Source organism: Acinetobacter sp. SwsAc4 (genome assembly GCF_013391535.1).
Lineage (GTDB): Bacteria > Pseudomonadota > Gammaproteobacteria > Pseudomonadales > Moraxellaceae > Acinetobacter.
Map to the genome: position 1 here is coordinate 1 of NZ_JACAXC010000005.1, position 20,118 is coordinate 20,118.

Annotated in this window: 23 protein-coding genes and 1 riboswitch; of the genes, 13 read left to right on the plus strand and 10 right to left on the minus strand. The window is 38.2% G+C overall.

The window, feature by feature from the left end; all coding sequences use genetic code 11:
* Positions 1–318 precede the first annotated feature (318 nt).
* The 6 genes from moaA to HYG88_RS04225 all read left to right on the plus strand — a co-directional run bounded on the left by moaA (position 319) and on the right by HYG88_RS04225 (position 4,978).
* Positions 319–1,347, plus strand: coding sequence for a GTP 3',8-cyclase MoaA (gene moaA / locus HYG88_RS04200; protein ID WP_005160387.1), 1,029 nt, complete (start codon positions 319–321; stop codon positions 1,345–1,347).
* A gap of 27 nt (positions 1,348–1,374) precedes the next feature.
* A complete protein-coding gene (locus tag HYG88_RS04205) occupies positions 1,375–1,626 on the plus strand; it encodes a MoaD/ThiS family protein (RefSeq protein ID WP_004661989.1) in 252 nt (83 codons plus the stop codon).
* A 1-nt stretch (position 1,627) separates the two neighbouring features.
* Positions 1,628–2,149, plus strand: coding sequence for a molybdenum cofactor biosynthesis protein MoaE (locus tag HYG88_RS04210; protein ID WP_005160380.1), 522 nt, complete (start codon positions 1,628–1,630; stop codon positions 2,147–2,149).
* Between the two features lie 17 nt (positions 2,150–2,166).
* Positions 2,167–3,090: a bifunctional molybdenum cofactor biosynthesis protein MoaC/MoaB gene (gene moaCB / locus HYG88_RS04215; RefSeq protein ID WP_005160377.1), complete on the plus strand. Its 924-nt coding sequence runs from the start codon at positions 2,167–2,169 to the stop codon at positions 3,088–3,090.
* On the plus strand, positions 3,090–4,316 hold the full coding sequence (locus tag HYG88_RS04220; protein WP_005160363.1) for a molybdopterin molybdotransferase MoeA: 1,227 nt from the start codon (positions 3,090–3,092) through the stop codon (positions 4,314–4,316). The genes moaCB and HYG88_RS04220 overlap by 1 nt, the downstream gene beginning before the upstream one ends.
* A 179-nt stretch (positions 4,317–4,495) precedes the next feature.
* On the plus strand, positions 4,496–4,978 hold the full coding sequence (locus HYG88_RS04225; RefSeq protein WP_005160353.1) for a helix-turn-helix domain-containing protein: 483 nt from the start codon (positions 4,496–4,498) through the stop codon (positions 4,976–4,978).
* Positions 4,979–4,996: 18 nt separating this feature from the next.
* On the opposite strand, the gene HYG88_RS04230 is transcribed toward HYG88_RS04225, so the two are convergent.
* Genes HYG88_RS04230 through tusD form a run of 4 tightly spaced genes read right to left on the minus strand, consistent with a single transcriptional unit; the run spans position 4,997 to position 6,394 of the window.
* Positions 4,997–5,308, minus strand: a complete 312-nt coding sequence (locus tag HYG88_RS04230) for a TusE/DsrC/DsvC family sulfur relay protein (protein ID WP_005160348.1) — start codon at positions 5,306–5,308, stop codon at positions 4,997–4,999.
* A 27-nt stretch (positions 5,309–5,335) separates the two neighbouring features.
* Positions 5,336–5,620: a hypothetical protein gene (locus HYG88_RS04235; protein WP_005160343.1), complete on the minus strand. Its 285-nt coding sequence runs from the start codon at positions 5,618–5,620 to the stop codon at positions 5,336–5,338.
* Between the two features lie 11 nt (positions 5,621–5,631).
* Complete coding sequence (locus HYG88_RS04240; RefSeq protein ID WP_005160339.1) at positions 5,632–5,982, minus strand: hypothetical protein; 351 nt, start codon at positions 5,980–5,982, stop codon at positions 5,632–5,634.
* A 43-nt stretch (positions 5,983–6,025) separates the two neighbouring features.
* A complete protein-coding gene (gene tusD / locus HYG88_RS04245; protein WP_005160335.1) occupies positions 6,026–6,394 on the minus strand; it encodes a sulfurtransferase complex subunit TusD in 369 nt (122 codons plus the stop codon).
* 63 nt (positions 6,395–6,457) lie between these two features.
* Between tusD and galE the strand changes: the two genes are divergently transcribed.
* The 4 genes from galE to HYG88_RS04265 all read left to right on the plus strand — a co-directional run bounded on the left by galE (position 6,458) and on the right by HYG88_RS04265 (position 11,271).
* Positions 6,458–7,465: a UDP-glucose 4-epimerase GalE gene (gene galE / locus HYG88_RS04250; RefSeq protein WP_005160333.1), complete on the plus strand. Its 1,008-nt coding sequence runs from the start codon at positions 6,458–6,460 to the stop codon at positions 7,463–7,465.
* A 152-nt stretch (positions 7,466–7,617) separates the two neighbouring features.
* Positions 7,618–9,012: a class II fumarate hydratase gene (fumC, locus tag HYG88_RS04255; protein ID WP_178882646.1), complete on the plus strand. Its 1,395-nt coding sequence runs from the start codon at positions 7,618–7,620 to the stop codon at positions 9,010–9,012.
* A gap of 116 nt (positions 9,013–9,128) precedes the next feature.
* Positions 9,129–9,620, plus strand: a complete 492-nt coding sequence (locus tag HYG88_RS04260; RefSeq protein ID WP_034602831.1) for a hypothetical protein — start codon at positions 9,129–9,131, stop codon at positions 9,618–9,620.
* Between the two features lie 136 nt (positions 9,621–9,756).
* Positions 9,757–9,846: riboswitch (glycine riboswitch) on the plus strand.
* Positions 9,847–10,026: 180 nt separating this feature from the next.
* Entirely contained in the window at positions 10,027–11,271 is a 1,245-nt protein-coding gene (locus HYG88_RS04265; RefSeq protein ID WP_005160327.1) for a D-amino acid dehydrogenase, read from the plus strand.
* A 47-nt stretch (positions 11,272–11,318) separates the two neighbouring features.
* On the opposite strand, the gene HYG88_RS04270 is transcribed toward HYG88_RS04265, so the two are convergent.
* Positions 11,319–11,966 carry a hypothetical protein gene (locus tag HYG88_RS04270; protein WP_005160326.1) on the minus strand — a complete coding sequence of 216 codons (648 nt, stop codon included), beginning with the start codon at positions 11,964–11,966 and terminating at the stop codon, positions 11,319–11,321.
* A gap of 98 nt (positions 11,967–12,064) precedes the next feature.
* Between HYG88_RS04270 and ispF the strand changes: the two genes are divergently transcribed.
* Positions 12,065–12,556: a 2-C-methyl-D-erythritol 2,4-cyclodiphosphate synthase gene (gene ispF, locus HYG88_RS04275; protein WP_005160324.1), complete on the plus strand. Its 492-nt coding sequence runs from the start codon at positions 12,065–12,067 to the stop codon at positions 12,554–12,556.
* Here ispF and HYG88_RS04280 read toward each other — a convergent pair.
* The 5 genes from HYG88_RS04280 to glnL form a co-directional block, all read right to left on the minus strand.
* Positions 12,544–13,068 carry a protein tyrosine phosphatase family protein gene (locus HYG88_RS04280; protein WP_087545725.1) on the minus strand — a complete coding sequence of 175 codons (525 nt, stop codon included), beginning with the start codon at positions 13,066–13,068 and terminating at the stop codon, positions 12,544–12,546. The two genes, ispF and HYG88_RS04280, sit on opposite strands and share 13 nt — an antisense overlap.
* Positions 13,069–13,220: 152 nt before the next feature.
* The gene (argF, locus tag HYG88_RS04285) at positions 13,221–14,141 is read right to left on the minus strand and encodes an ornithine carbamoyltransferase (RefSeq protein WP_178882647.1); all 921 of its coding nucleotides are present in this window, start codon (positions 14,139–14,141) and stop codon (positions 13,221–13,223) included.
* A gap of 112 nt (positions 14,142–14,253) precedes the next feature.
* On the minus strand, positions 14,254–14,895 hold the full coding sequence (locus HYG88_RS04290; RefSeq protein WP_004662020.1) for a TetR/AcrR family transcriptional regulator: 642 nt from the start codon (positions 14,893–14,895) through the stop codon (positions 14,254–14,256).
* A 148-nt stretch (positions 14,896–15,043) separates the two neighbouring features.
* Positions 15,044–16,531, minus strand: coding sequence for a nitrogen regulation protein NR(I) (glnG, locus tag HYG88_RS04295; RefSeq protein ID WP_178882648.1), 1,488 nt, complete (start codon positions 16,529–16,531; stop codon positions 15,044–15,046).
* Positions 16,518–17,627 (minus strand): nitrogen regulation protein NR(II), encoded by a 1,110-nt coding sequence (gene glnL, locus HYG88_RS04300; RefSeq protein ID WP_005160313.1) that lies wholly within the window; start codon positions 17,625–17,627, stop codon positions 16,518–16,520. Before glnL ends, glnG begins: the two co-directional genes overlap by 14 nt.
* 328 nt (positions 17,628–17,955) lie before the next feature.
* Here glnL and rimO point away from each other — a divergent pair, with 328 nt between their 5' ends.
* The gene (gene rimO, locus HYG88_RS04305) at positions 17,956–19,299 is read left to right on the plus strand and encodes a 30S ribosomal protein S12 methylthiotransferase RimO (protein ID WP_005160310.1); all 1,344 of its coding nucleotides are present in this window, start codon (positions 17,956–17,958) and stop codon (positions 19,297–19,299) included.
* A gap of 51 nt (positions 19,300–19,350) precedes the next feature.
* On the plus strand, positions 19,351–20,079 hold the full coding sequence (pyrH, locus tag HYG88_RS04310; protein WP_004662027.1) for a UMP kinase: 729 nt from the start codon (positions 19,351–19,353) through the stop codon (positions 20,077–20,079).
* The last annotated feature ends 39 nt before the right edge of the window (positions 20,080–20,118 follow it).

A 20,118-nucleotide genomic window follows, 5' to 3' on the forward strand; every position in this document is an offset into this window, starting at 1 on the left:
TTCCACTTTAGATATTTGTTTAAGATGAGATGTAACTCATTGAAATGTGTCATCATATTCGTCGTCAGAAAACAAGTATTATGCCATTATTTCAATGAGTTGTCTTTTTTTGTCGTGTACAAAGTTGAAATTTATAACAGTTGTGTGTTGTGAAGCGATAAATTGTTTTGTTAGATAAATAAATGCTCTCAAGGTGGATTAGAGTAAAATATTGGAATAAATATTGCTTAAGTAGAGCAGTATGCTGCACATATACAAGCCGCGTCGCACATAACTTGTGCTTAAGTGTTCAGCGAATTCACAATATGAGTGCAAAAGATGAAGCATGATAGCCCTGAAACGACTTTACCGATCTTGCAAGATCAGTACGGTCGTATTAAGCGTAAGTTACGGATTTCCGTGACAGATCGGTGCAATTTTAAATGCATTTATTGTATGCCTGAACATCCAGAATGGATGAAAAAACAAGATTTACTCAGTTTTGAAGCATTGCTGCTATTTTGCCAATATATGGTGAAGCAAGGGATTGAAAATATTCGCATTACTGGGGGAGAACCTTTAATGCGTCAGGGTGTTGTTCATTTTATTCGTGATTTACAGAGTTTACGAGTATTGGGTTTAAAACGAATCTCGATCACTACCAATGCACATTATTTAGCTAAATATGCGGAACCACTAAAACAAGCTGGGTTAGATGATCTTAATATCAGCCTAGATAGTTTAGACCCAGATCAATTCAAGCAACTGACTAAAAAAGAACTCACGCCCGTATTAAATGGCATAGAGGCGGCAAAAAAAGCGGGGCTTGCTTTCAAAATCAATTGTGTGTTGATGAAAGGCCAAAACGATGACCAAATTATTCCGATGGTGAAATGGGCAAAGCAGCATAACATTCCCTTACGCTTTATTGAGTTTATGCCTCTGGATGGTGATCAGCATTGGACTGATCAGGCAGTGGTCAGTGAAGCAGAAATTTTAGCGCAACTTCAGCCTTTTTATCAGATTCAAGTTTTGCAACAGCAGCATGAACCTGCACGTCAGTATCAGTTAGATGGGCAATATTGTATTGGTATTATTTCAACGATAACTCATTCATTTTGCGGTGATTGTGATCGAATTCGATTAACAGCACAAGGTGAATTATATAATTGTTTATTTGCACAACAGGGTCTGAATATAAAGCCGTATTTACAAGCTGTGATTAAACAGAAACAACTAGCTCAAGATATCAATGATCAAGAGCTTGATCAGCAAATTAAACCTTATATTTGGCATAAAGCGAAAGGTTATCATGCGATAAAACACCAACAAGTACGCAAAATTAGTATGCATATGTTGGGTGGTTAGTTTGGAAAAAAGTGGTCTGGAGAGAATATGCAAACCATTGACATAAAAATAGAAGCTTTTGGTGCTATTGAACGGTTATTGCCAAAAGAGCTTACATTTGAGTTTGCAGAAAATCAAACGGTTGAAGAAGTGCTAAGTCATATTGTAATGCTTTACCCGGAATCAACAAAAGCGATGGATAAATGTGCGTGTGCGATAGGTGAAGATATTGTGCTACGTCAAACAGCATTAAATACTTCATGTACTTTGGTATTGTTATCACCTGTTGCAGGAGGATGAAATGCGCGAATTTTCAAGAGTTCAAGATCAGGCTCTAAGCTTAGACAGTTTTGATCCTATACAATCATTTTCTGAATGTGGTGGTATTGATATTTTTATTGGAACTGTACGTAATCATCATGAAGGTAAAGCAGTTAAAGCTTTAAAATATACCTCGTATACACCTGTTGCTGAAAAAATGATTCGTGAAATCGAACAACAAATCAAAGAGAAGCATCAGGTTTCTTATGTGCGTGTGATTCATCGAATTGGTTATTTAGATGTCAGTGAAACAGCAATCATTGCAATTGCATATGCTGCTCACCGCCGTGAAGCATTTCAAGCCTGTGAAGAAGCCGTTGAACGTGTAAAACACGAAGTACCAATTTGGAAAGAAGAGTTCTTTATGGATGGTACAAGTCAATATGTAGAAGGTTGCTGTATTCGTAAAGATACGGTCGAAACTGATGCTCATGTCCATAAACATGAGCATCACCACCGTCAAGAACATGAAAATTGTGCGCATGAGCATACACACGAATAAAGCGTTAGGAAGTAAAAATGAAAAATGTTGGGATGAAACCCGAAAGTTATCGTGTTGCAGAAGCACAAGCGATTTTATACGCTCCACCGCATTGTATTCAGCTATTGCGTGATGGAAATACTGAAAAAGGCGATGCTTTAAAAACAGCTCGTATCGCAGGAATCTTGGCGGCAAAACGGACTGATGAACTGATTCCTCTTTGCCATCCTTTACCGATTTATCGTGCTGATGTTGAATATGATTTACAACATGATCATGTTGTAATTCTGACGACTGTAGAAACCATTGGGCCTACAGGGGTTGAGATGGAAGCCTTGACTGCTGCGAGTTTGGCAGGGTTAACCATTTATGACATGTTGAAGCCACATTGTGAACCTGATGAATTGTGTTTAGACCAATGTAAATTGCTTAAGAAAAAAGGCGGTAAGTCGCACTTTAAGCGCACTTTACGTCAACCTGTTTCAGCGGCAGTGATTGTGCTTTCTGATACTGTTGCAGCAGGACGTAAACCTGATACCGCAGGGAAATCAGTGGTTGAGACCTTAACCGACGCAGGTTTTGATCCAATTCATTATCAAATTTTGCCAGATGAATCGGATCAATTGAAAGAATTGGTACTAGAATTGACAAAGTCTTATGCATGTATCATGACCGTTGGTGGTACAGGTATTGGTAAACGAGATATTACGGTTGATACACTTGAACCACTTTTAGAACGTAAATTAGATGGTCTGATGGAAGCGGCACGTTCTTTTGGCCAAAAACGTACACCATATGCAGCTATGTCTCGTGGCGTAGCAGGTTTTATTGATCGTTCCTTAGTGGTAACGCTGCCAGGTAGCCGTGGTGGTGCGAGTGAATCAATGGCAGCTATTCTGCCAGCTCTGGTTCATATTTTTGATGTTTGCCGAGATTTACCACATCCGGGAGGATATGAATAATGTCAGGATGTGGTGCTGAAAAGGGTTTAATCAGTATTGATGAGGCACTTGAACTCATTCGAACTCAGCCCAAAACATTGACGACTGAGGTCTTGGCTTTAGCCCAAGGTTTGAATCGTTATCTCGCTAAAGCAATCTATTCTGAGGTCAATCTACCTAGCTTTTCTCAAAGTGCGGTAGATGGTTATGCGATTAATAGCTCACTTACACAGCTTCAAAATGTTTGTTTTGATGTAATCGGTGAGATTAAAGCGGGTAGTGAACTCGAATATCAATTGCTTGATGGGCAAGCTATTCGTATTTTTACAGGCGGCAAAATTCCTGAAGGCACCACACATGTTGCTCGACAAGAAATTGTTAAAGTTGAGTCGGAGACAATTCGACTGATTGAACAGCTAAAACCACAGGCTGATATTCGATTTACAGGCGAAGAAGTACAACAAGGTCAACTGTTTGCGGACGTTGGTCAGAATATCAATATCGGTGCACTTGCTGCTTTAAGTATGGCAGGTGTGCAAACTGTCGAGGTATTTCAACAGCCTAAGGTTGCTGTGGTTATTACTGGTGATGAGGTTGCTGAGCACCCTGAAGATTTACATGTTGGTAAAGTTTTTGATGCCAATGGGCCGTTACTGAAGGCTTGGTTCAAAGCTTATGGTATCGATGTCGAGATTCTACATATTGCAGATGCGGCGCAACAAGTCACAGCATGTTTCGAGCGATTAAAATCTTTATATGACGTCATTATTACCACGGGTGGTGTCTCTGTGGGTGATTATGACTTTGTTCGTCCATGTGCTTTTGAGACTGGATTTGAACAGATCTTTTGGAAAGTTAAACAAAAACCGGGTAAGCCATTATTTTTTGCAAAATATGAAAATCCTGACCATCATTGCTATTTATTAGGTTTACCGGGTAATCCAGCGGCTGTTTATGTGTGTATGCAGATTTATGGCAACGCTTTATTAGATACTTTGCAAAATCAACGTGAGCCTATGCAATGGTTTAGTGGAGTACTCACCCATGGACTGAAATCTGATGCACGTGAGCGATTTTTAAGAATGCATGCTTATTTTGATCAGGGGCAGCTCAAGTTACAAAGCCTTGCGAAACAACAATCACATATGTTGAGTAATTTAATGCAGGCCAATTGTTTAGTGCGTATTCCTGCAAATATTCAGTTGGATGCTGGACAAGAACTTTCAGGTGTTTTTATTAATCGCTAAGTTATCGAATGAATTTAGATGAAATGATCTGTTTTTTTGACATTTAACTGAGTGCCAATATTGCATCTGATTGATCAGGTGGTTTAGTGTATATTTTATAGTGTTTAGTTTCTAAACATGACGGTTCAAGGCATCGATGAGATGTCTTTAAAGTTCTAAAAAATGATCAGGTGATAATAATGAAATGGGAAGAAATTGGCGATCAGCCATGTTCAGTTGCGAGAACGCTTTCTGTACTCGGTGATCGTTGGACAATGCTAATTTTACGTAACGCTTTCATGGGAATACGTCGTTTTGATGACTTCCAACGTAGTTTGGGACTGACCCGCCACGTACTTTCAGAGCGTCTTAAGCGTTTAGTCGAGCATGGTATTTTAACCAAAGTGCCTTATGTAGAACGTCAAGAACGATTTGAATACCAACTTACTGATAAAGGTTTGGATCTTTATCCTCTTATTTTAGCGATGGTGCAGTGGGCTGATAAGTGGATGGATATGGGACTTGGAAAACCGATTGAGTTTACACACAAAGGTTGTGGTAAGAAAATAAATCCAAGAGTGGTTTGCTCGGAATGTGATGAACCGCTGAATGTAAAAGATGTCCGTGTATCAGCTGGTCCAGGATATTTTGCCTTTATTGAACAAAAACAAAATAGCGCCTGATAGATCATTTTCAATGATCTATAAACAATTGGCAGGTTTAGGCACGCCAGCCAAACGGCTTAAATGTCGTGCAACCAACCCTGTATTAAATCTTTGTTGTAATTCAGCATTATTGATTTCAGGACTAACCGTCTTCATCAAAAATTTAATCAGTGGACGAGTTGCTGGGGAATGCCCAAATTGTTGATAGAATTGACGTACGGCGTGGAGAATTTCCAAATGCCAAGCGGTCAGTTCTAGATCAAGTGATTGAGCAAGTTGCTGGGCAACTTCAGTATTCCAAATTGTATAATCGACCAAATGACCGTCTTGATCTAACTCTAATTGCATGAAATAGCCTAATTAACTAAAAATAATTTATTTTAAAGAAATACAGCGTTTGAATTGCAAAACTAAATCAGCGAATTCAGCGTATTCTATAATTTTGACCTCAGATTTGATTTCATCTCCAAGTAAGTTTTGCTCATTACTTAAGCAGTAAAGATTTGGATAAAGATCTACAATCTTTTTAGTTAGCAGTAAAAGCCCATCCCCCATGACTACAATCGTATCATGCACATGTGCCATTTGAGCTAACTCAATCCAGATTTTATCTGTGTTGTAGTAAGGGGATTGAATCAAAAATAAAGTTGAATTTTCCATCTTTCTGAGCTCTACCAATACAAAATATGATCGAAGGATTGAATAAATTCAGGCTGAATCTCAACAAACTCGATTTCTTGATCACTATCTTGCGCAATCGCCAAATGTTGATTTTTAGTTTCAACTAAAATCGGGGTTAGATCATAGAACTCAAAACTGTCCACCATATTGGCAGCAACTTTGAAAGCTTGTTTGAATTGATCGAACTCTAATTTATTGTTCAATAAGCTCAGTGCAGCATCTTTTAATAAAACTTTGACAGAAATACCAAAGGTTGCTAAAACCATTGTTGCAGACACGCTTTCGTTGATCTGCAAACTAGTTAAATTGGATTGCGTTAGGATGACGAGTACAGATTTCACACAATTTACCTTTTAAAAGCAACACTCTATTAATGAACTTAAACTAAAATTGAATTAAACGAGAACAGCTTTGCACAGCATCAGCTAGCTCTCCAAGCCCAACTAGCTCAAAACCTTGCGCTAAGTTGTGTTGTTGAAGTGAATGACGTTGGGCATTGCTTGCATCAGTGATTCCCCGAGCAAGGGCAGCACTGACACAGACAGGGAGTCGAATGCCAAGCTTTTGCCATTCTTGTTTTAGATTGCGTTGATCATCAGGAAACCACTGTAAATCATTCGCAACCTGAACACCATCTTGGTAAAAGAAGACACGAAAATCTTCGGACTTATTTCCTAATGCTTGAGCTAAACCAAAAGCATGCCAAGCCATAATTGAAGTAGGTGCAGAAGTTATTAACAGTAGTGTACTCATTGAACATTCACTATGGTCACGTAAGCAAAATGATGGACAGATTAAAAAGAAGGTAAGTATACAATGATTTTGGTGACAGGTGGTTTAGGCTTTATCGGTTCACATATTGCTTTGAGTTTATTAGCACGTGGGCAAGAAGTTGTTATTGTTGATAATTTAGCCAATTCGACTTTACAAACCTTGGAGCGCTTAGAATACATCTCAGGAATGTATATTCCATTTGTTAAAGTAGATGTGAGAAATACACCTGCCTTAAATAAAGTATTTGAACAATATTCAATTCATACTGTTATCCATACAGCCAGTTTTAAATCGCTTGAAGAATCTGTTCTAAAGCCACTTGAATATTACAATGATAATGTCAGCAGTATTATGAGCTTATTGAGAGCAATGCAGCGGATGGGAGTTAGAGAATTAATCAATATTTCTAGTTTGGCCGTATATGGGCAATCTAATCCAAGTGTAGTTGAAGAGACTGAGTTTAATTATCGCTACCCAAATCCATACATTCGATCTCAGCAAATGGTTGAAGATATTATTGCAGATACTTATAAAGTCGATCATGAATGGAAAATTATCAATCTCAGATTATCCAATATTGTTGGTGCTTTTGAACATGGAGTTTTAGGAGAATACGTAACTCAACTCCCTAAAAATATTGTGCCTTTAGCTTTACAAGTTGCAGCGATGCAGCGAGATTGTATCGAATTGCAGAATCAAGCACAGACAGAAGATGGAACGGTTGAAAGAAGCTTTTTACATGTTTTGGATGCTTGTGATGCAGTTTTGATCGCATTAAATTGGTTAAAAACACAAACTAGTTGTTTGGAAGCATTCAACATTGCACATCATCAACTCACATCTATACAAAATTTGATTGATGAAGTTGCGAGAGTCACTCAGACCGAAATTCAAGTGCAACCTGCTGTATATCAAAACCAAGAGTTAGCGCAATTGGGTGCAAATATTGATAAAGCAAAAAAAATATTAAATTGGGTTCCTAAACGTTCTCTATCACAAATGATTGAAGATGAGTGGCGTTTTTATCGCAATACCTTAACAGGTAATTAGGATAATGATTCTTATTTACAATTTTAGTGGCTTTGTTTAGGATAATTAAGACTTATCAAATATACATCAATATGAACTGAGTCTTCGCTAGCCAAAAGCATCAGTTTGCTTCAGCCCGTGAACATTTTAACCAAATAAAGCAGAGGTTGTTTATGCAAATGCGAATTGAACATGACACTATGGGCGAAGTTGAAGTTCCAAATGACGCCTTATGGGGTGCACAAACGCAACGAAGTTTACAGAACTTTAAAATCGGTCAAGAACGTTTACCGCGTGCCATGATTCGTGCCATGGGTTTGGTGAAAAAAGCAGCTGCAATCACCAACGCTGAGTTAAAACAATTACCTGAAGATTTAAGTCAATATATCGTTGATGCTGCTGAAGAAGTGATTGCGGGTCAATGGGACGCACAATTTCCGCTTGTCGTTTGGCAAACAGGTTCTGGTACGCAAAGTAATATGAATTGTAATGAAGTGATTGCAAACATTGCCAATCAGAAATTAGGACAAGTACTAGGTGCACAAAAACCAGTGCATCCAAATGATCATGTCAATCGTGCACAATCAACCAATGATTCTTTCCCAACTGCAATCCATGTGGCTGCAAGTATTCAAATCAATGAATTACTCATTCCTGCAGTGGAAAAGTTAAAAGCGACTTTAGAGCTTAAATCCAAAGAATTTGGCGATATTGTCAAAATTGGTCGTACCCATTTGCAAGATGCGACTCCTTTAACCTTGGGACAAGAGTTCAGTGGTTATGTTTCGCAACTAGAGCATGGTCTAAAACGTTTGCAGCAAGCACTTGCAGGTCTTTATGAGTTGCCTTTAGGGGGAACGGCGGTAGGTACTGGCTTAAACGCACATCCAGATTATGCGGTGAAAGCTGCAGAGCAGTTAGCCGAGTTAACAGGTTTACCGTTCGTCACTGCACCGAATAAGTTCGAGGCTTTAGCAGGACGTGATGCGGCAGTATTTGCTTCTGGTGCGTTAAAAACTTTGGCGGTGAGCTTAAATAAAATTGCCAATGACATTCGCTGGTTGGCAAGTGGCCCACGTTGTGGTTTCGGTGAAATCCGTATTCCTGAGAACGAACCAGGTTCAAGTATTATGCCAGGCAAGGTGAATCCGACCCAAAGTGAAGCCATGACCATGGTGGTGGCTCAAGTGTTGGGCAATGACACTACTATTAACGTTGCTGGTGCGTCTGGTAACTTTGAGTTGAATGTATTTATGCCTGTGATTGCTTATAACTTGTTGCAATCAATTCAGTTATTAGGCGATGCTTGTAATAGTTTTAATGATCATTGTGCGGTAGGTATTGAACCAAATCGTGAGAAAATTGATTATTTCTTGCATAACTCTTTAATGTTAGTCACAGCACTCAATCCAGTGATTGGCTACGAAAATTCTGCCAAAGTTGCCAAAACAGCTTATAAGGAAAACAAAACTTTAAAGCAAGTTGCAGTTGAACTCGGTTTAGTGACTGCTGAGCAATTTGATGAAGTGGTTAGACCTGAAAATATGGTTTCTCCGAATAGTAGGTAAATCGTATTGGTAGTTTAAAAAATCCTTCTTTAACCTAGGGGGATTTTTTTATGAGTAGTTTTTATAAATCGATCTGCGTACAATATGCTTTTGATTTACCTGATTGTTGCTTCATTATGCTCAATATTTATTTGACAGATACCAAAACCAATATCCAGTTTTCTGATCTTCCAAATGAAAATCCTGTTAAGTTTCTGTTGAATTTAAAGAAAATTTTTCCGAGCACTGCTGATTTATTGTTACCAGTATTACCAGAAGACAATAATTTGGAAAATGTCACATGGGAAGCAACGTCTAAAGATTTCGAAGTATTTAAGAAATTATTGGAAGGTTGGGGCATTATTGAATTGCGTTTAAGTGCTATTACCGCTTATAAAGATAAAAATTTTGCCAACGCGTTAGTCAAAAAAGCGCAGGTTAAACGTAAGCAGATTTCTCAGAAACACGCACAGCTTTCCTTGATTGCATTGGATTATGTGTTGATGCATGAGATTCATGCACTGATTGATGCTGAATTAGTGATGATTGGTGAAAAATTCTATTTACCAACATTACGAGAACTCTGGAAAGGGCAGTTTTCAGATCAAGTTTTGCAATGTAAATTTTAATTTTCAAAAGCAGACTTCGAGTCTGCTTTTTTATACTTCGATTTATTTTAAATTGCTTAAATCTTAATCTACAAACAATTACAAGAATTTAGTGTCTGTATTTTTAAACGGCATATATATTGCTTATATGGATATAAATATTATTGCGGGAGAGAAGTTCTTCAATGAACTCGCCGAAGGAGCAACGACCCCGGAAACTCTCAGGCAGAAGGACTGTAATAATAGAAATACAATCTGGAGAGCAGTGCTCAACTTGTAGAAATATACGATAATTTTTCTTCTACGATTAACACTCACCGAAGGGGAAGGCTTCATGATTAATTGGTAATCATCTGCCAAAACTCTCAGGTACCATGACAGATGGGGCTAAGCATTATGAAATGTTATGCATTTCAAGGAGTTTGCTATGCCACATGTTGTTGTTATTGGTGCGGGGATTACGGGTGTAACGTCTGCTTATGAATTAATTAAATTGGGTTATGAAGTCACAGTGATTGATCGTCATTTATTTCCAGCCATGGAAACTTCATTTGCCAATGGTGGGCAGTTGTCTGCTTGTAACGCTGAGGTCTGGAATCAGAAGGCAACGGTGTTGAAAGGCATTAAATGGATGAGTAAGAAAGATGCACCTTTATTGCTCAATCCGTCTTTTAGTGTGCATAAGTATCGCTGGCTAGTCGAGTTTTTGACTCACATCAAGGACTATAAAGTAAATACAATTGAAACAGTTCGTTTGGCGTTGTTAGCAAGACAACGATTATTTGAAATTGCAGAAAAAGAGAATATTGCTTTTGATTTAGAAAAGCGTGGTATTTTGCATATGTACCACAGCAAAGAAGACTTTGATGTCGCAAAAAAAGTGAATGATGTTTTAGTGGAAGGTAAACTTGAACGTCATGCAATTACACCTGAAGAAATGAAGGCAATTGAGCCAAATTTAACTGGTGATTATTATGGTGGATATTACACAGCAGGCGATGCAACAGGTGATATTCATAAGTACTCTGTTGGTTTGGCGGAAAGAACGCAAGCGTATGGCGTGAAATATCGCTTTGGTTTGGATGTTGTTGATGTTAAATGTTTGCAAGATAAAGTGATTGTTAGCTGTAAAAAGAGTTCTGAGAATATGAACTCAAAAGCAGATGAGCAGACCATAATGGAAGCAGACTTAATCGTTGTGTGCGGTGGCGTTGGAAGTTACCAATTAGCCGATATGCTTGGTGATACTGTCAATGTCTATCCCGTAAAAGGATATTCAATTACAGTTCAGCTTAAAGATGAGCGAAGTGTAAAAAATGCGCCTTGGGTCAGCTTGCTAGATGAAAGTGCAAAGATTGTAACCTCAAGATTAGGCGTGGATCGTTTCCGTGTAGCTGGTACAGCGGAGTTTAATGGTTACAATCGGGATATTCGAACAGATCGAATCCAACCTTTAATTAATTGGGTTAACCAAAATTTTGATATTTCAACTGAGCACGCTGTACCATGGGCGGGCTTACGTCCGATGATGCCAAATATGTTGCCTGTAGTGAAACAGGGGAAACATGCGCGAGTATTTTACAATACTGGGCATGGGCATTTAGGCTGGACTTTATCTGCCGCAACAGCGGTATTGATTAGCGAAGAAATTGCACAAAAATTCCCAAGCTAAATATAAAAAGCCGATGTGAAAACATCGGCTTATATTGCATTTGTTGATTAATCATACAAACGATAAATTCCTGTAAAGCGTTCACAACCTTTTTGCTCACTTTTTATAATTAATAAGGCTTTTTGAAAATCAAATTGGTACTGGCACTTTTTTTCATTATCAATAATGAGATTCTTTTGTTCGGGAGTGGTGTAGGCAAGTAAAGATAAAGTTTGAGTCTCCACACGATTATTGGGATTACGATAAGCAATTCCTTCGATTTTTAACTTATCTTTATCCAGTTGATGAATCTGAATGTGAACAGGTTGTTTGGCTAAATCACCATGTTCAAATTTTAAATAGTGTTGTGTAAGCGTCTGATTCATTGAAGTATAAAAGTTTAAATCATCTAAACGAACATCAAATTGTTGCTGATAACAATTTTTAGATTTGCATTGTTGGATTTGATTAAGCCAAAGTTTTTGTGTGTCATGTAGTAGTTGAATTGGAGCATCAGTCACAAGATAAGCGGTTAAAAACTTATTATTCAGCTTAGTTCGTTGGTCTTGATATTGCTTAGAACAAATTTTTTTTTGCTCAGCATTCTGTGTTGTACAATTAATCGATGCGGCAAATACAAATGATGAGCAAAAACAACTCAATGTGATGATATAACCAGATTTCTTTAATTGATTTATTAAGGTGTTCAACAGCATAATCACTTATATGTTCAGCCTAATTTGCTCACTGTACTATAGCGAAATAGAAAGCCTGAATACAAGATTTGTTCAGTATATTGTAAAAGGAAAATCATATGGTTGCTCAAATTCGTATTGGACAAGGAATTGATGTACATGCTTTTGAAGAAGGCAATTTCGTTACTTTAGCTGGGATTAAAATTCCGCATACGCATGGTTTAAAAGCCCATTCTGATGGTGATGTGGTGCTGCATGCGCTGTGTGATGCATTGTTGGGTGCATTGGCTTTAGGCGATATTGGACAACATTTTCCTGACACTGACCCAGAATATAAGGGTGCAGATAGTCGTGTATTGCTTAAGCATGTGTATCAGTTGATTCTGGATCGTGGTTATCATCTCAACAATGCTGACATTACCGTGGCCTGCGAACGGCCAAAACTTGCCAAACATAATTTAGAAATGCGCCAAAGTATTGCTGATGTACTTGAAGTCGATATCGCTCAAATTAGTATCAAAGCAACGACAACGGAACAACTAGGATTTACAGGTCGCCAAGAAGGTATTTTAGCAACAGCAACTGTCTTAATTTCACATCAGGCAAGATGATCTACATCCATTAATGATTGTTCAAGTTCAAGTGTTGCTTTACGACCTTGCAGTTGTAAAGTAATACTATGAATTAAACCTGTCCAAGTCTCATTCGGTTCCCAAATTTCGTGAAGTAATGCTTGGGCTGTGGGCATATCCATATCCATATAAAATTGACGATATAAATACATCAAACTACTTACACGCATGTTTTTGGCACAATGCAGCCAAACAATTTCATTTTGAACGAGATGAGCAATTAGATCTAAAACGAATAAGCATTGTTCTGCACAAGGAAGATCCCAATCAATAGGAATATGAATGTAGTTTAAGCCTAAATCCAAGCAGATTTGGTCTTGTTTAGCTAAATGATTTTCTGATTTGCTTGTCGCAAGATTGATTACTGTACTACAGCCATATTCTTTAATTTGCTGTAATTGTTCAGCGCTTGGCTGAGCAGAACTAAATAAATGCTCGTGCACCAAAGAAAAACTAGGAATTTCAGAAAGTGCTTGTTCGAGTGAAGTCATAATGTTCGCTTTGTAGTTATCAAAGTTTCAACCAAGAGGAGAAACTTCTTCTAATAAAAGATTTTTCTACTATAAGTGTTTCTATTTAAGTGTTCAATTTAGATCGCAAAAAATAAAAACAGCATCATGATGATGCTGTTTTCTTTCGCTATTTAGTCTTTCTTCAAATTCTCATTTAATAAGAATTCCATTAATGCTTTTTGAGCGTGTAAGCGATTCTCAGCTTCATCCCAAACAACAGCATTTTTATGATCCAGCATGTGCTCAGAAATTTCTTCGCCACGGTGTGCGGGTAAGCAATGCATAAATAAACAATCTGGATGAGCCAGATCCATTAATTTTTCATTCACTTGGAAATCAGCAAATGCTTTTTCACGAAGCTTTTGTTCTTCTTCTTGCCCCATGCTTGCCCATACATCAGTTACGATCAGGTCAGCATTAACCGCAGCATCCTCAGCTTTATTGAATACTTCTACACAATCGGCAAATTCAGTCAAAAACTCAGGTTTTGGTTCATAGCCTTCAGGTGCAGCAATTTTGAGTTTAAAACCCATCATATGTGCTGCTTCAATGTATGAATTACACATATTATTGCCATCGCCAATCCAAGCAACCGTTTTACCTTTGATGCTTCCACGGTGTTCTTGAAAGGTTTGCAAGTCAGCAAGTAATTGACATGGATGGTGGTCATCCGTTAATCCATTAATGACAGGAACTTTCGAATAAGAAGCAAAACGTTCAACAATATCATGGCCAAAAGTACGAATCATCGCGATATCAAGCATGCTTGAAATGACACGTGCTGAATCCTCAATTGGCTCACCACGACCTAATTGAGTATCTCGTGGAGAAAGGAAAATTGCATTACCACCAAATTGGCAAATACCTGCTTCAAAAGAAATACGTGTACGTGTACTCGATTTCTCAAAAATCATTCCTAAGACTTTACCTACAAATGGTTGAAAAACCGTATTTGCATGTTGCATGCGTTTCAATTCTTGAGCACGGTCTAAAATACGTTGCAACTCTAAAGTTGAAAGGTCTCGTAAAGTCAGGAAATGCCGAAGCGCCATAGTTACTCCCACAATAATTATTGAATAAAAACAATAATTAATTGTTATTTAATGGGTGGTGATAAAAAAGGAATTGACTACTATACTACACCCCAAAAAAAATGCAAAAGAATTAGACTTTTTGATGAGCTTTTAAGAATAAATCAACGGAATAATTAATATAATCAGTTATTTCAGCGTCATTTGCTGATACTTCTAAACCCATTAAAAGTCGCCACTCGACATCACGTAAAATTCCGAAATACATCATGGCAGAGAAATGAGGGTTAGAGCAGTATATTTCATTGAGGTCGTGTGCCTGACCTAAAGCAAATGCAATCGTATTCTGTATATTTAAAGCACATTGGTCATAAAAATAGTGAGCTAATTGTATATCTTTTTGAGTTTGCTCTGTGAACATGCGCATAAAGGCAATATTTTCAGGTTGAATAATATGTTGATAAAAGCGTTGTAATGTTTGTACAAGGTATGTTCTTAAATTATTTTGTTCTGAAGTGTATGGAAAACAAACACCTTTAAAAAACACTTCACGACGATAATCACAAATCGCAGTAAAAAGACCTTCTTTGTTGCCAAAATATTTATAAATAGAAGCTTTTGAGCCACCTGCATGATTGACAATATCATCCAAGGAAACCGCATCATAACCTTTTTCAAGAAATAAATCGGTTGCACATAGTAATAATGCAAGGCGACGTTCTTGACCACGACGAGTTTGAGGTTGTTCGCAACTTGGGTAACAAATATCAGTCATTATATTCAATGAGCGTTGAGGGAATGTTTGTATTATAGCAAAAACCATATGTCTTGTATGGCTATGACATTAGATCATGTATCTAAACATCTCAATATAAAAAAGCGAGTAATGTGATCATTACTCGCTTTTATGGACTGTTTATGATTTATGCTGAACGCATTTCATCGTCTTCATCATCGTCTGTTGAATCCATGCCAAGCTCTTTAAGTTTGCGAGTCAGCGTGTTACGGCCCCAACCTAAAAGCTCTGCTGCATGGCGTTTGCGACCACGTGTTTGTTGTAGGGCGGCATTAATCAAAGTGCGCTCAAACATTGGTGTTGCGATATCTAAAATTTTCATTTCACCATTTTTTAACTTTTGAATCGCCCATTGAGCTAGTAGCTCATCCCAATGATGTACAGCAATTCTTTCAACTAAAGCTGGGCTTGTAACTGATGCATCATTCGTCGACTTCTGTATAGCAACTTGTTTGAGCTCAGCAGGTAGATCTTCTGGATAGACTTCACGTCCAGTAATCATGACTGTTAACCAACGACAAGTATTTTCTAATTGACGAACGTTACCTGGCCAAGGGAGTTGCTGCATATAGTCAGTTGTTTCTGTACGTAAGATTTTAGGACTAACACCTAATTCTTTACCTGCACGCGCCAAGAAATGTTGTGCAAGCATAGGAATATCTTCACTACGATGAGCAAGTTTCGGAATATGAATGCGAATCACATTAAGGCGATGGTACAAGTCCTCACGGAAACGACCTTCATTGACCAGTTTTTCCAGATCCTGATGGGTTGCCGCAACAATACGCACATCGACTTTTACTGGAATATGTCCACCAACACGGTAGAACTCACCATCTGCAAGCACACGGAGTAAGCGTGTTTGTGTTTCAAAAGGCATATCACCAATTTCATCAAGAAATAATGTACCGCCGTTGGCTTGCTCAAAGCGACCTTGATGCTGAGTATTTGCACCTGTAAATGCACCTTTTTCATGCCCAAATAACTCAGTTTCGATTAAGTCTTTTGGAATGGCAGCCATATTGAGTGCAATAAATGGTTTGGTACGACGAGGGGAATGCTTGTGTAATGCATGTGCGACAAGTTCTTTACCTGTACCTGATTCACCATTTATAAGAACCGTGATATGGGATTGAGATAGACGTCCAATGGCACGAAACACCTCCTGCATTGCAGGTGATTCACCAATAATTTCGGTTGATTGTAAAGGTGTCGTTGCTTTGGTTGCTTCTTGTTGTTGCAATTTATTGATATGTAAAATAGCACGATTAACTAATGCTAAAGCTTCATCGATATCAAATGGTTTTGGTAAATACTCAAATGCACCAGTTTGGTAACTTGAGACGGCAGATTCTAAATCAGAATGTGCTGTCATGATGATGACAGGTAGATCCGGATGCGTATTTTTAACTTTAGACAAGAAAGTTAAGCCGTCAATTCCAGGCATACGAATATCTGTCAAAATGACATCGGGTGCAGCATCATGCAAACGTTCTAGCGCTGTTTGTGCTTCTTCAAAGTTGGTGACGTCAAAACCTTCTTCTTTAAAAGTTTTTTCGAGTACCCAACGCATGGCACGATCATCATCAATTACCCAAATTTTATTTCGTGACACGGTCTGACTCCCAAGGTAAATATAAGCTAAATATGGTTTTTCCTGGAACGGATTGACACTCGATCATTCCGTTGTGTTGATGCATAATGTTTTGCGCGATACTGAGACCAAGTCCTGTGCCTTTCGCTCGTCCAGTGACAAGCGGGTAAAATACTGACTCTAATATGCTTTCTGGAACACCTGGTCCATTGTCTTCAATATCAATTCTTATCGATGAGCGATTCAGAACACCGTTAATTGTGACTAAGCGTTGAATGCGCGTTCTTAAAATCAGCTCTGGTTCTGAATCGACAAAAAAATCTTTATTTTCAGTCATTGCTTGCACAGCATTTACGCTGATATTGAGCATGACTTGAATCAGTTGATCACGGTCAGCCATCACATCAGGTAAAGACAGGTCGTAATCACGAGTAATCTTAATTTTTTTCTTCGTTTGGTTCACAATAAGTGAACGAACGCGCTCTAAAGGTTCATGTACATTAACCAGTTCGTAGCTTGGTAATTGACGTGAACCAAGCATGGTATCTGCGAGATTGGTTAGGCGATCGACTTCACTAATAATAATGTCGGTAAACTCACGATAGCTTTCATCATTTAAGCTACGAGCAAGTAATTGTGTTGCACCACGAATACCCGCTAAAGGATTTTTAATTTCATGTGCCACACCACGGACTAGTTGGCGTGCGACTTGATGTTGTTGTACTAAATTTTCTTCTTTAGAAATTTTCAACATTCGATCAATTGGATTGAGTTCGATTAATAAAAGTGGGTGATAACTTTTACCTGCATTTAGTTGTGAGACCGTATAATCCACATGGATTGGTTTAAAATTCACATTAATTACAGCTTCGCGGCGTGTGTAATGTTGTCCGCTTTTTAATGTATTTAATAAAGCTTCATGTGTATTAAATGAATCGTCATGTGCATGAAGTAGATTGAGCACAGGCTGACCTGATGCGCGAAGTAAACTAACATCGAATAATGCTTCACAAGCCGAATTTAAATAAAAAATATTAAGTTTACTATCGACCAATAATATGGCAGTGGTCAGATTATCTACGAGCAGTCGATAGTCGATAGTGTTATGTTGATCCATTTGTGAATCGTCCTGTTTTAAAATGGCGCAATAAATATCAATATAGATGAATAGCCATTAACTTCTGAAATGTATTTAATGCAAAATGCAAGCCAACTTTGTATTAGCTAATTTTCAATAACTTAATTCATAAATAATGAGTTTATGCTGTATTTTTCACATAGATTGAGTTATTTCAATATTTTATCATGCTTTAAAATGGTGCGTTGTTAGGGTTTGTTTAAAATTTTGGTTGTATTTTGGTGCATTACACAAAGAGATGGCTTTGTAGCTATGCGGCAGCAAAGAAAAGTCATACAATACGCCGATTCAAGTGGAGCGCAGATTCATGAAGACCCCCAAAGTCGGTTTTGTATCTTTAGGTTGTCCTAAGGCATTGGTAGATTCTGAACGAATTTTAACTCAGTTAAAGACTGAAGGTTATCAAGTTGCATCAGATTACGACGGTGCAGATTTGGTTGTTGTTAACACCTGTGGTTTTATTGAATCTGCAGTGCAAGAGTCTTTAGATGCCATTGGCGAAGCCATGAGCGAAAACGGTCGTGTGATCGTTACTGGTTGCTTAGGTAAAGATGAAGATAAAATTCGTCAAATGCACCCAAATGTGCTTAAAGTTACAGGGGCGGCAGCTTATCAAGATGTAATGGAAGCTGTACATGAATATGTACCAGCTCCTCCAAAACATAACCCATTTATTGATCTAGTCCCAGAACAAGGTGTGCGTCTAACACCAAAACATTATGCTTATTTAAAAATATCAGAAGGCTGTAACCATCGTTGTACTTTCTGCATTATCCCAAGTATGCGTGGTGATTTAGTTTCTCGTCCTGTGGGTAGTGTGTTAGATGAAGCAGCAGCATTAAAACGTGCTGGTGTAAAAGAAGTATTGGTTATTTCTCAAGATACTTCTGCTTATGGTGTCGATACCAAATACAAGTTGGACTTTTGGAATGGTCAACCTGTAAAAACTAAGTTCTATGATATGTGTGAAGCACTTGGTCAGCTTGGTATTTGGGTGCGTTTACATTATGTTTATCCGTACCCACATGTCGATGCAGTTATTGACCTAATGGCACAAGGGAAAATCCTGCCATATTTAGATATTCCTTTTCAGCATGCCAGTCCGCGCATTTTAAAATTGATGAAGCGACCAGCCCATAGCGAAAATACATTAGAGCGTCTGAAATTGTGGCGTGAAAAATGCCCTGAATTGGTGATTCGCTCAACTTTTGTTGTGGGTTTCCCTGGTGAAACTGAAGAAGATTTCCAAATTCTATTAGAATGGTTAAAAGAAGCTCAATTAGATCGCGTGGGCTGTTTTACTTATTCGCCAGTAGAGGGTGCAACAGCGAATGATCTTCCTGATCATGTGCTAGAAGAGATCAAGCAAGATCGTTATGAGCGTTTCATGGAAGTTCAGCAAGCAATTTCTGCTGCAAAACTACAAAAACGTATTGGTCAGACGATGACGGTATTGGTTGATAGCTTGGAAGAAGAATTTCCAGTTGCTGTTGCGCGTTCATATGCAGATGCACCTGAAATCGATGGCAACGTATTTGTTGAAGATATTGATAAGAGTGTGATTAAAGCGGGTGATTTGCTCGAAGTCGAAATCACGGATGCAGATGAATATGATTTATTTGCTAAGTTGATTCAGATTAAATCTGCTTGATATTGAATTAAATTGAAGAAATTTTGAGATTGGTCGGTTTGGAGTAAAGGTATGTCAGCTTCTAAAAATCCACGTTATGCACGAATCTTGCTAAAGCTTTCTGGTGAAGCTTTAGCAGGCAATAAAGATATGGGTATTGATGCCCAAGTATTAGATCAGATGTCACTTTCAATTGCACACTTGGTTGGTTTGGGAGTACAAGTCGGAATTGTAGTTGGTGGCGGTAACTTATATCGTGGGAGTCAGTTACAAAAAGACGGTTTGGTTGGGCGTGTAACTGGTGACCAAATGGGGATGCTGGCTACAGTTATGAATGGTTTGGCAATGCGTGATGCATTAGTGCGTCGCAACATTAAAACACGTTTAATGTCTGCTCTTCCGATCGGAACAGTTGTTGAATCTTATTCAAGTCGTGATGCGATTCGTCATTTAAGCCAAGGTGAAGTTTGTGTGTTTGTTGCGGGTACAGGTAATCCATTCTTTACCACAGATACAGCTGCTTGCTTACGTGGTATTGAAATTGAAGCAAACCTCATCTTAAAAGCAACTAAAGTTGATGGTGTTTATAATAAAGATCCAAGTAAATATGATGATGCGGTTAAGTATGATAATTTAACTTTCGATCAAGTACTTGATGAAAAGTTGGGTGTAATGGATCTTACAGCAATTTGCTTATGCCGTGATCATAATGTCCCATTACAAGTATTCGATATGAATAAATCGGGTGCTTTACTTTCTGTTGTTATGGGTGAAAAAGAGGGTACTCACGTTACGAATTAATGTACGTGAGCCGTAAAGCGCTTTATACTAATGTCTAAA

Excerpts from the sequence above, each read along its gene's own strand:
- moaA (WP_005160387.1), top strand. The coding sequence starts at position 319 with ATGAAGCATGATAGCCCTGAAACGACTTTACCGATCTTGCAAGATCAG.
- HYG88_RS04205 (WP_004661989.1), top strand. The coding sequence starts at position 1,375 with ATGCAAACCATTGACATAAAAATAGAAGCTTTTGGTGCTATTGAACGG.
- HYG88_RS04210 (WP_005160380.1), top strand. The coding sequence starts at position 1,628 with ATGCGCGAATTTTCAAGAGTTCAAGATCAGGCTCTAAGCTTAGACAGT.
- moaCB (WP_005160377.1), top strand. The coding sequence starts at position 2,167 with ATGAAAAATGTTGGGATGAAACCCGAAAGTTATCGTGTTGCAGAAGCA.
- HYG88_RS04220 (WP_005160363.1), top strand. The coding sequence starts at position 3,090 with ATGTCAGGATGTGGTGCTGAAAAGGGTTTAATCAGTATTGATGAGGCA.
- HYG88_RS04225 (WP_005160353.1), top strand. The coding sequence starts at position 4,496 with ATGAAATGGGAAGAAATTGGCGATCAGCCATGTTCAGTTGCGAGAACG.
- HYG88_RS04230 (WP_005160348.1), bottom strand. The coding sequence starts at position 5,308 with ATGCAATTAGAGTTAGATCAAGACGGTCATTTGGTCGATTATACAATT.
- HYG88_RS04235 (WP_005160343.1), bottom strand. The coding sequence starts at position 5,620 with ATGGAAAATTCAACTTTATTTTTGATTCAATCCCCTTACTACAACACA.
- tusD (WP_005160335.1), bottom strand. The coding sequence starts at position 6,394 with ATGAGTACACTACTGTTAATAACTTCTGCACCTACTTCAATTATGGCT.
- galE (WP_005160333.1), top strand. The coding sequence starts at position 6,458 with ATGATTTTGGTGACAGGTGGTTTAGGCTTTATCGGTTCACATATTGCT.
- fumC (WP_178882646.1), top strand. The coding sequence starts at position 7,618 with ATGCAAATGCGAATTGAACATGACACTATGGGCGAAGTTGAAGTTCCA.
- HYG88_RS04260 (WP_034602831.1), top strand. The coding sequence starts at position 9,129 with ATGCTCAATATTTATTTGACAGATACCAAAACCAATATCCAGTTTTCT.
- HYG88_RS04265 (WP_005160327.1), top strand. The coding sequence starts at position 10,027 with ATGCCACATGTTGTTGTTATTGGTGCGGGGATTACGGGTGTAACGTCT.
- HYG88_RS04270 (WP_005160326.1), bottom strand. The coding sequence starts at position 11,966 with ATGCTGTTGAACACCTTAATAAATCAATTAAAGAAATCTGGTTATATC.
- ispF (WP_005160324.1), top strand. The coding sequence starts at position 12,065 with ATGGTTGCTCAAATTCGTATTGGACAAGGAATTGATGTACATGCTTTT.
- HYG88_RS04280 (WP_087545725.1), bottom strand. The coding sequence starts at position 13,068 with ATGACTTCACTCGAACAAGCACTTTCTGAAATTCCTAGTTTTTCTTTG.
- argF (WP_178882647.1), bottom strand. The coding sequence starts at position 14,141 with ATGGCGCTTCGGCATTTCCTGACTTTACGAGACCTTTCAACTTTAGAG.
- HYG88_RS04290 (WP_004662020.1), bottom strand. The coding sequence starts at position 14,895 with ATGACTGATATTTGTTACCCAAGTTGCGAACAACCTCAAACTCGTCGT.
- glnL (WP_005160313.1), bottom strand. The coding sequence starts at position 17,627 with ATGGATCAACATAACACTATCGACTATCGACTGCTCGTAGATAATCTG.
- rimO (WP_005160310.1), top strand. The coding sequence starts at position 17,956 with ATGAAGACCCCCAAAGTCGGTTTTGTATCTTTAGGTTGTCCTAAGGCA.
- pyrH (WP_004662027.1), top strand. The coding sequence starts at position 19,351 with ATGTCAGCTTCTAAAAATCCACGTTATGCACGAATCTTGCTAAAGCTT.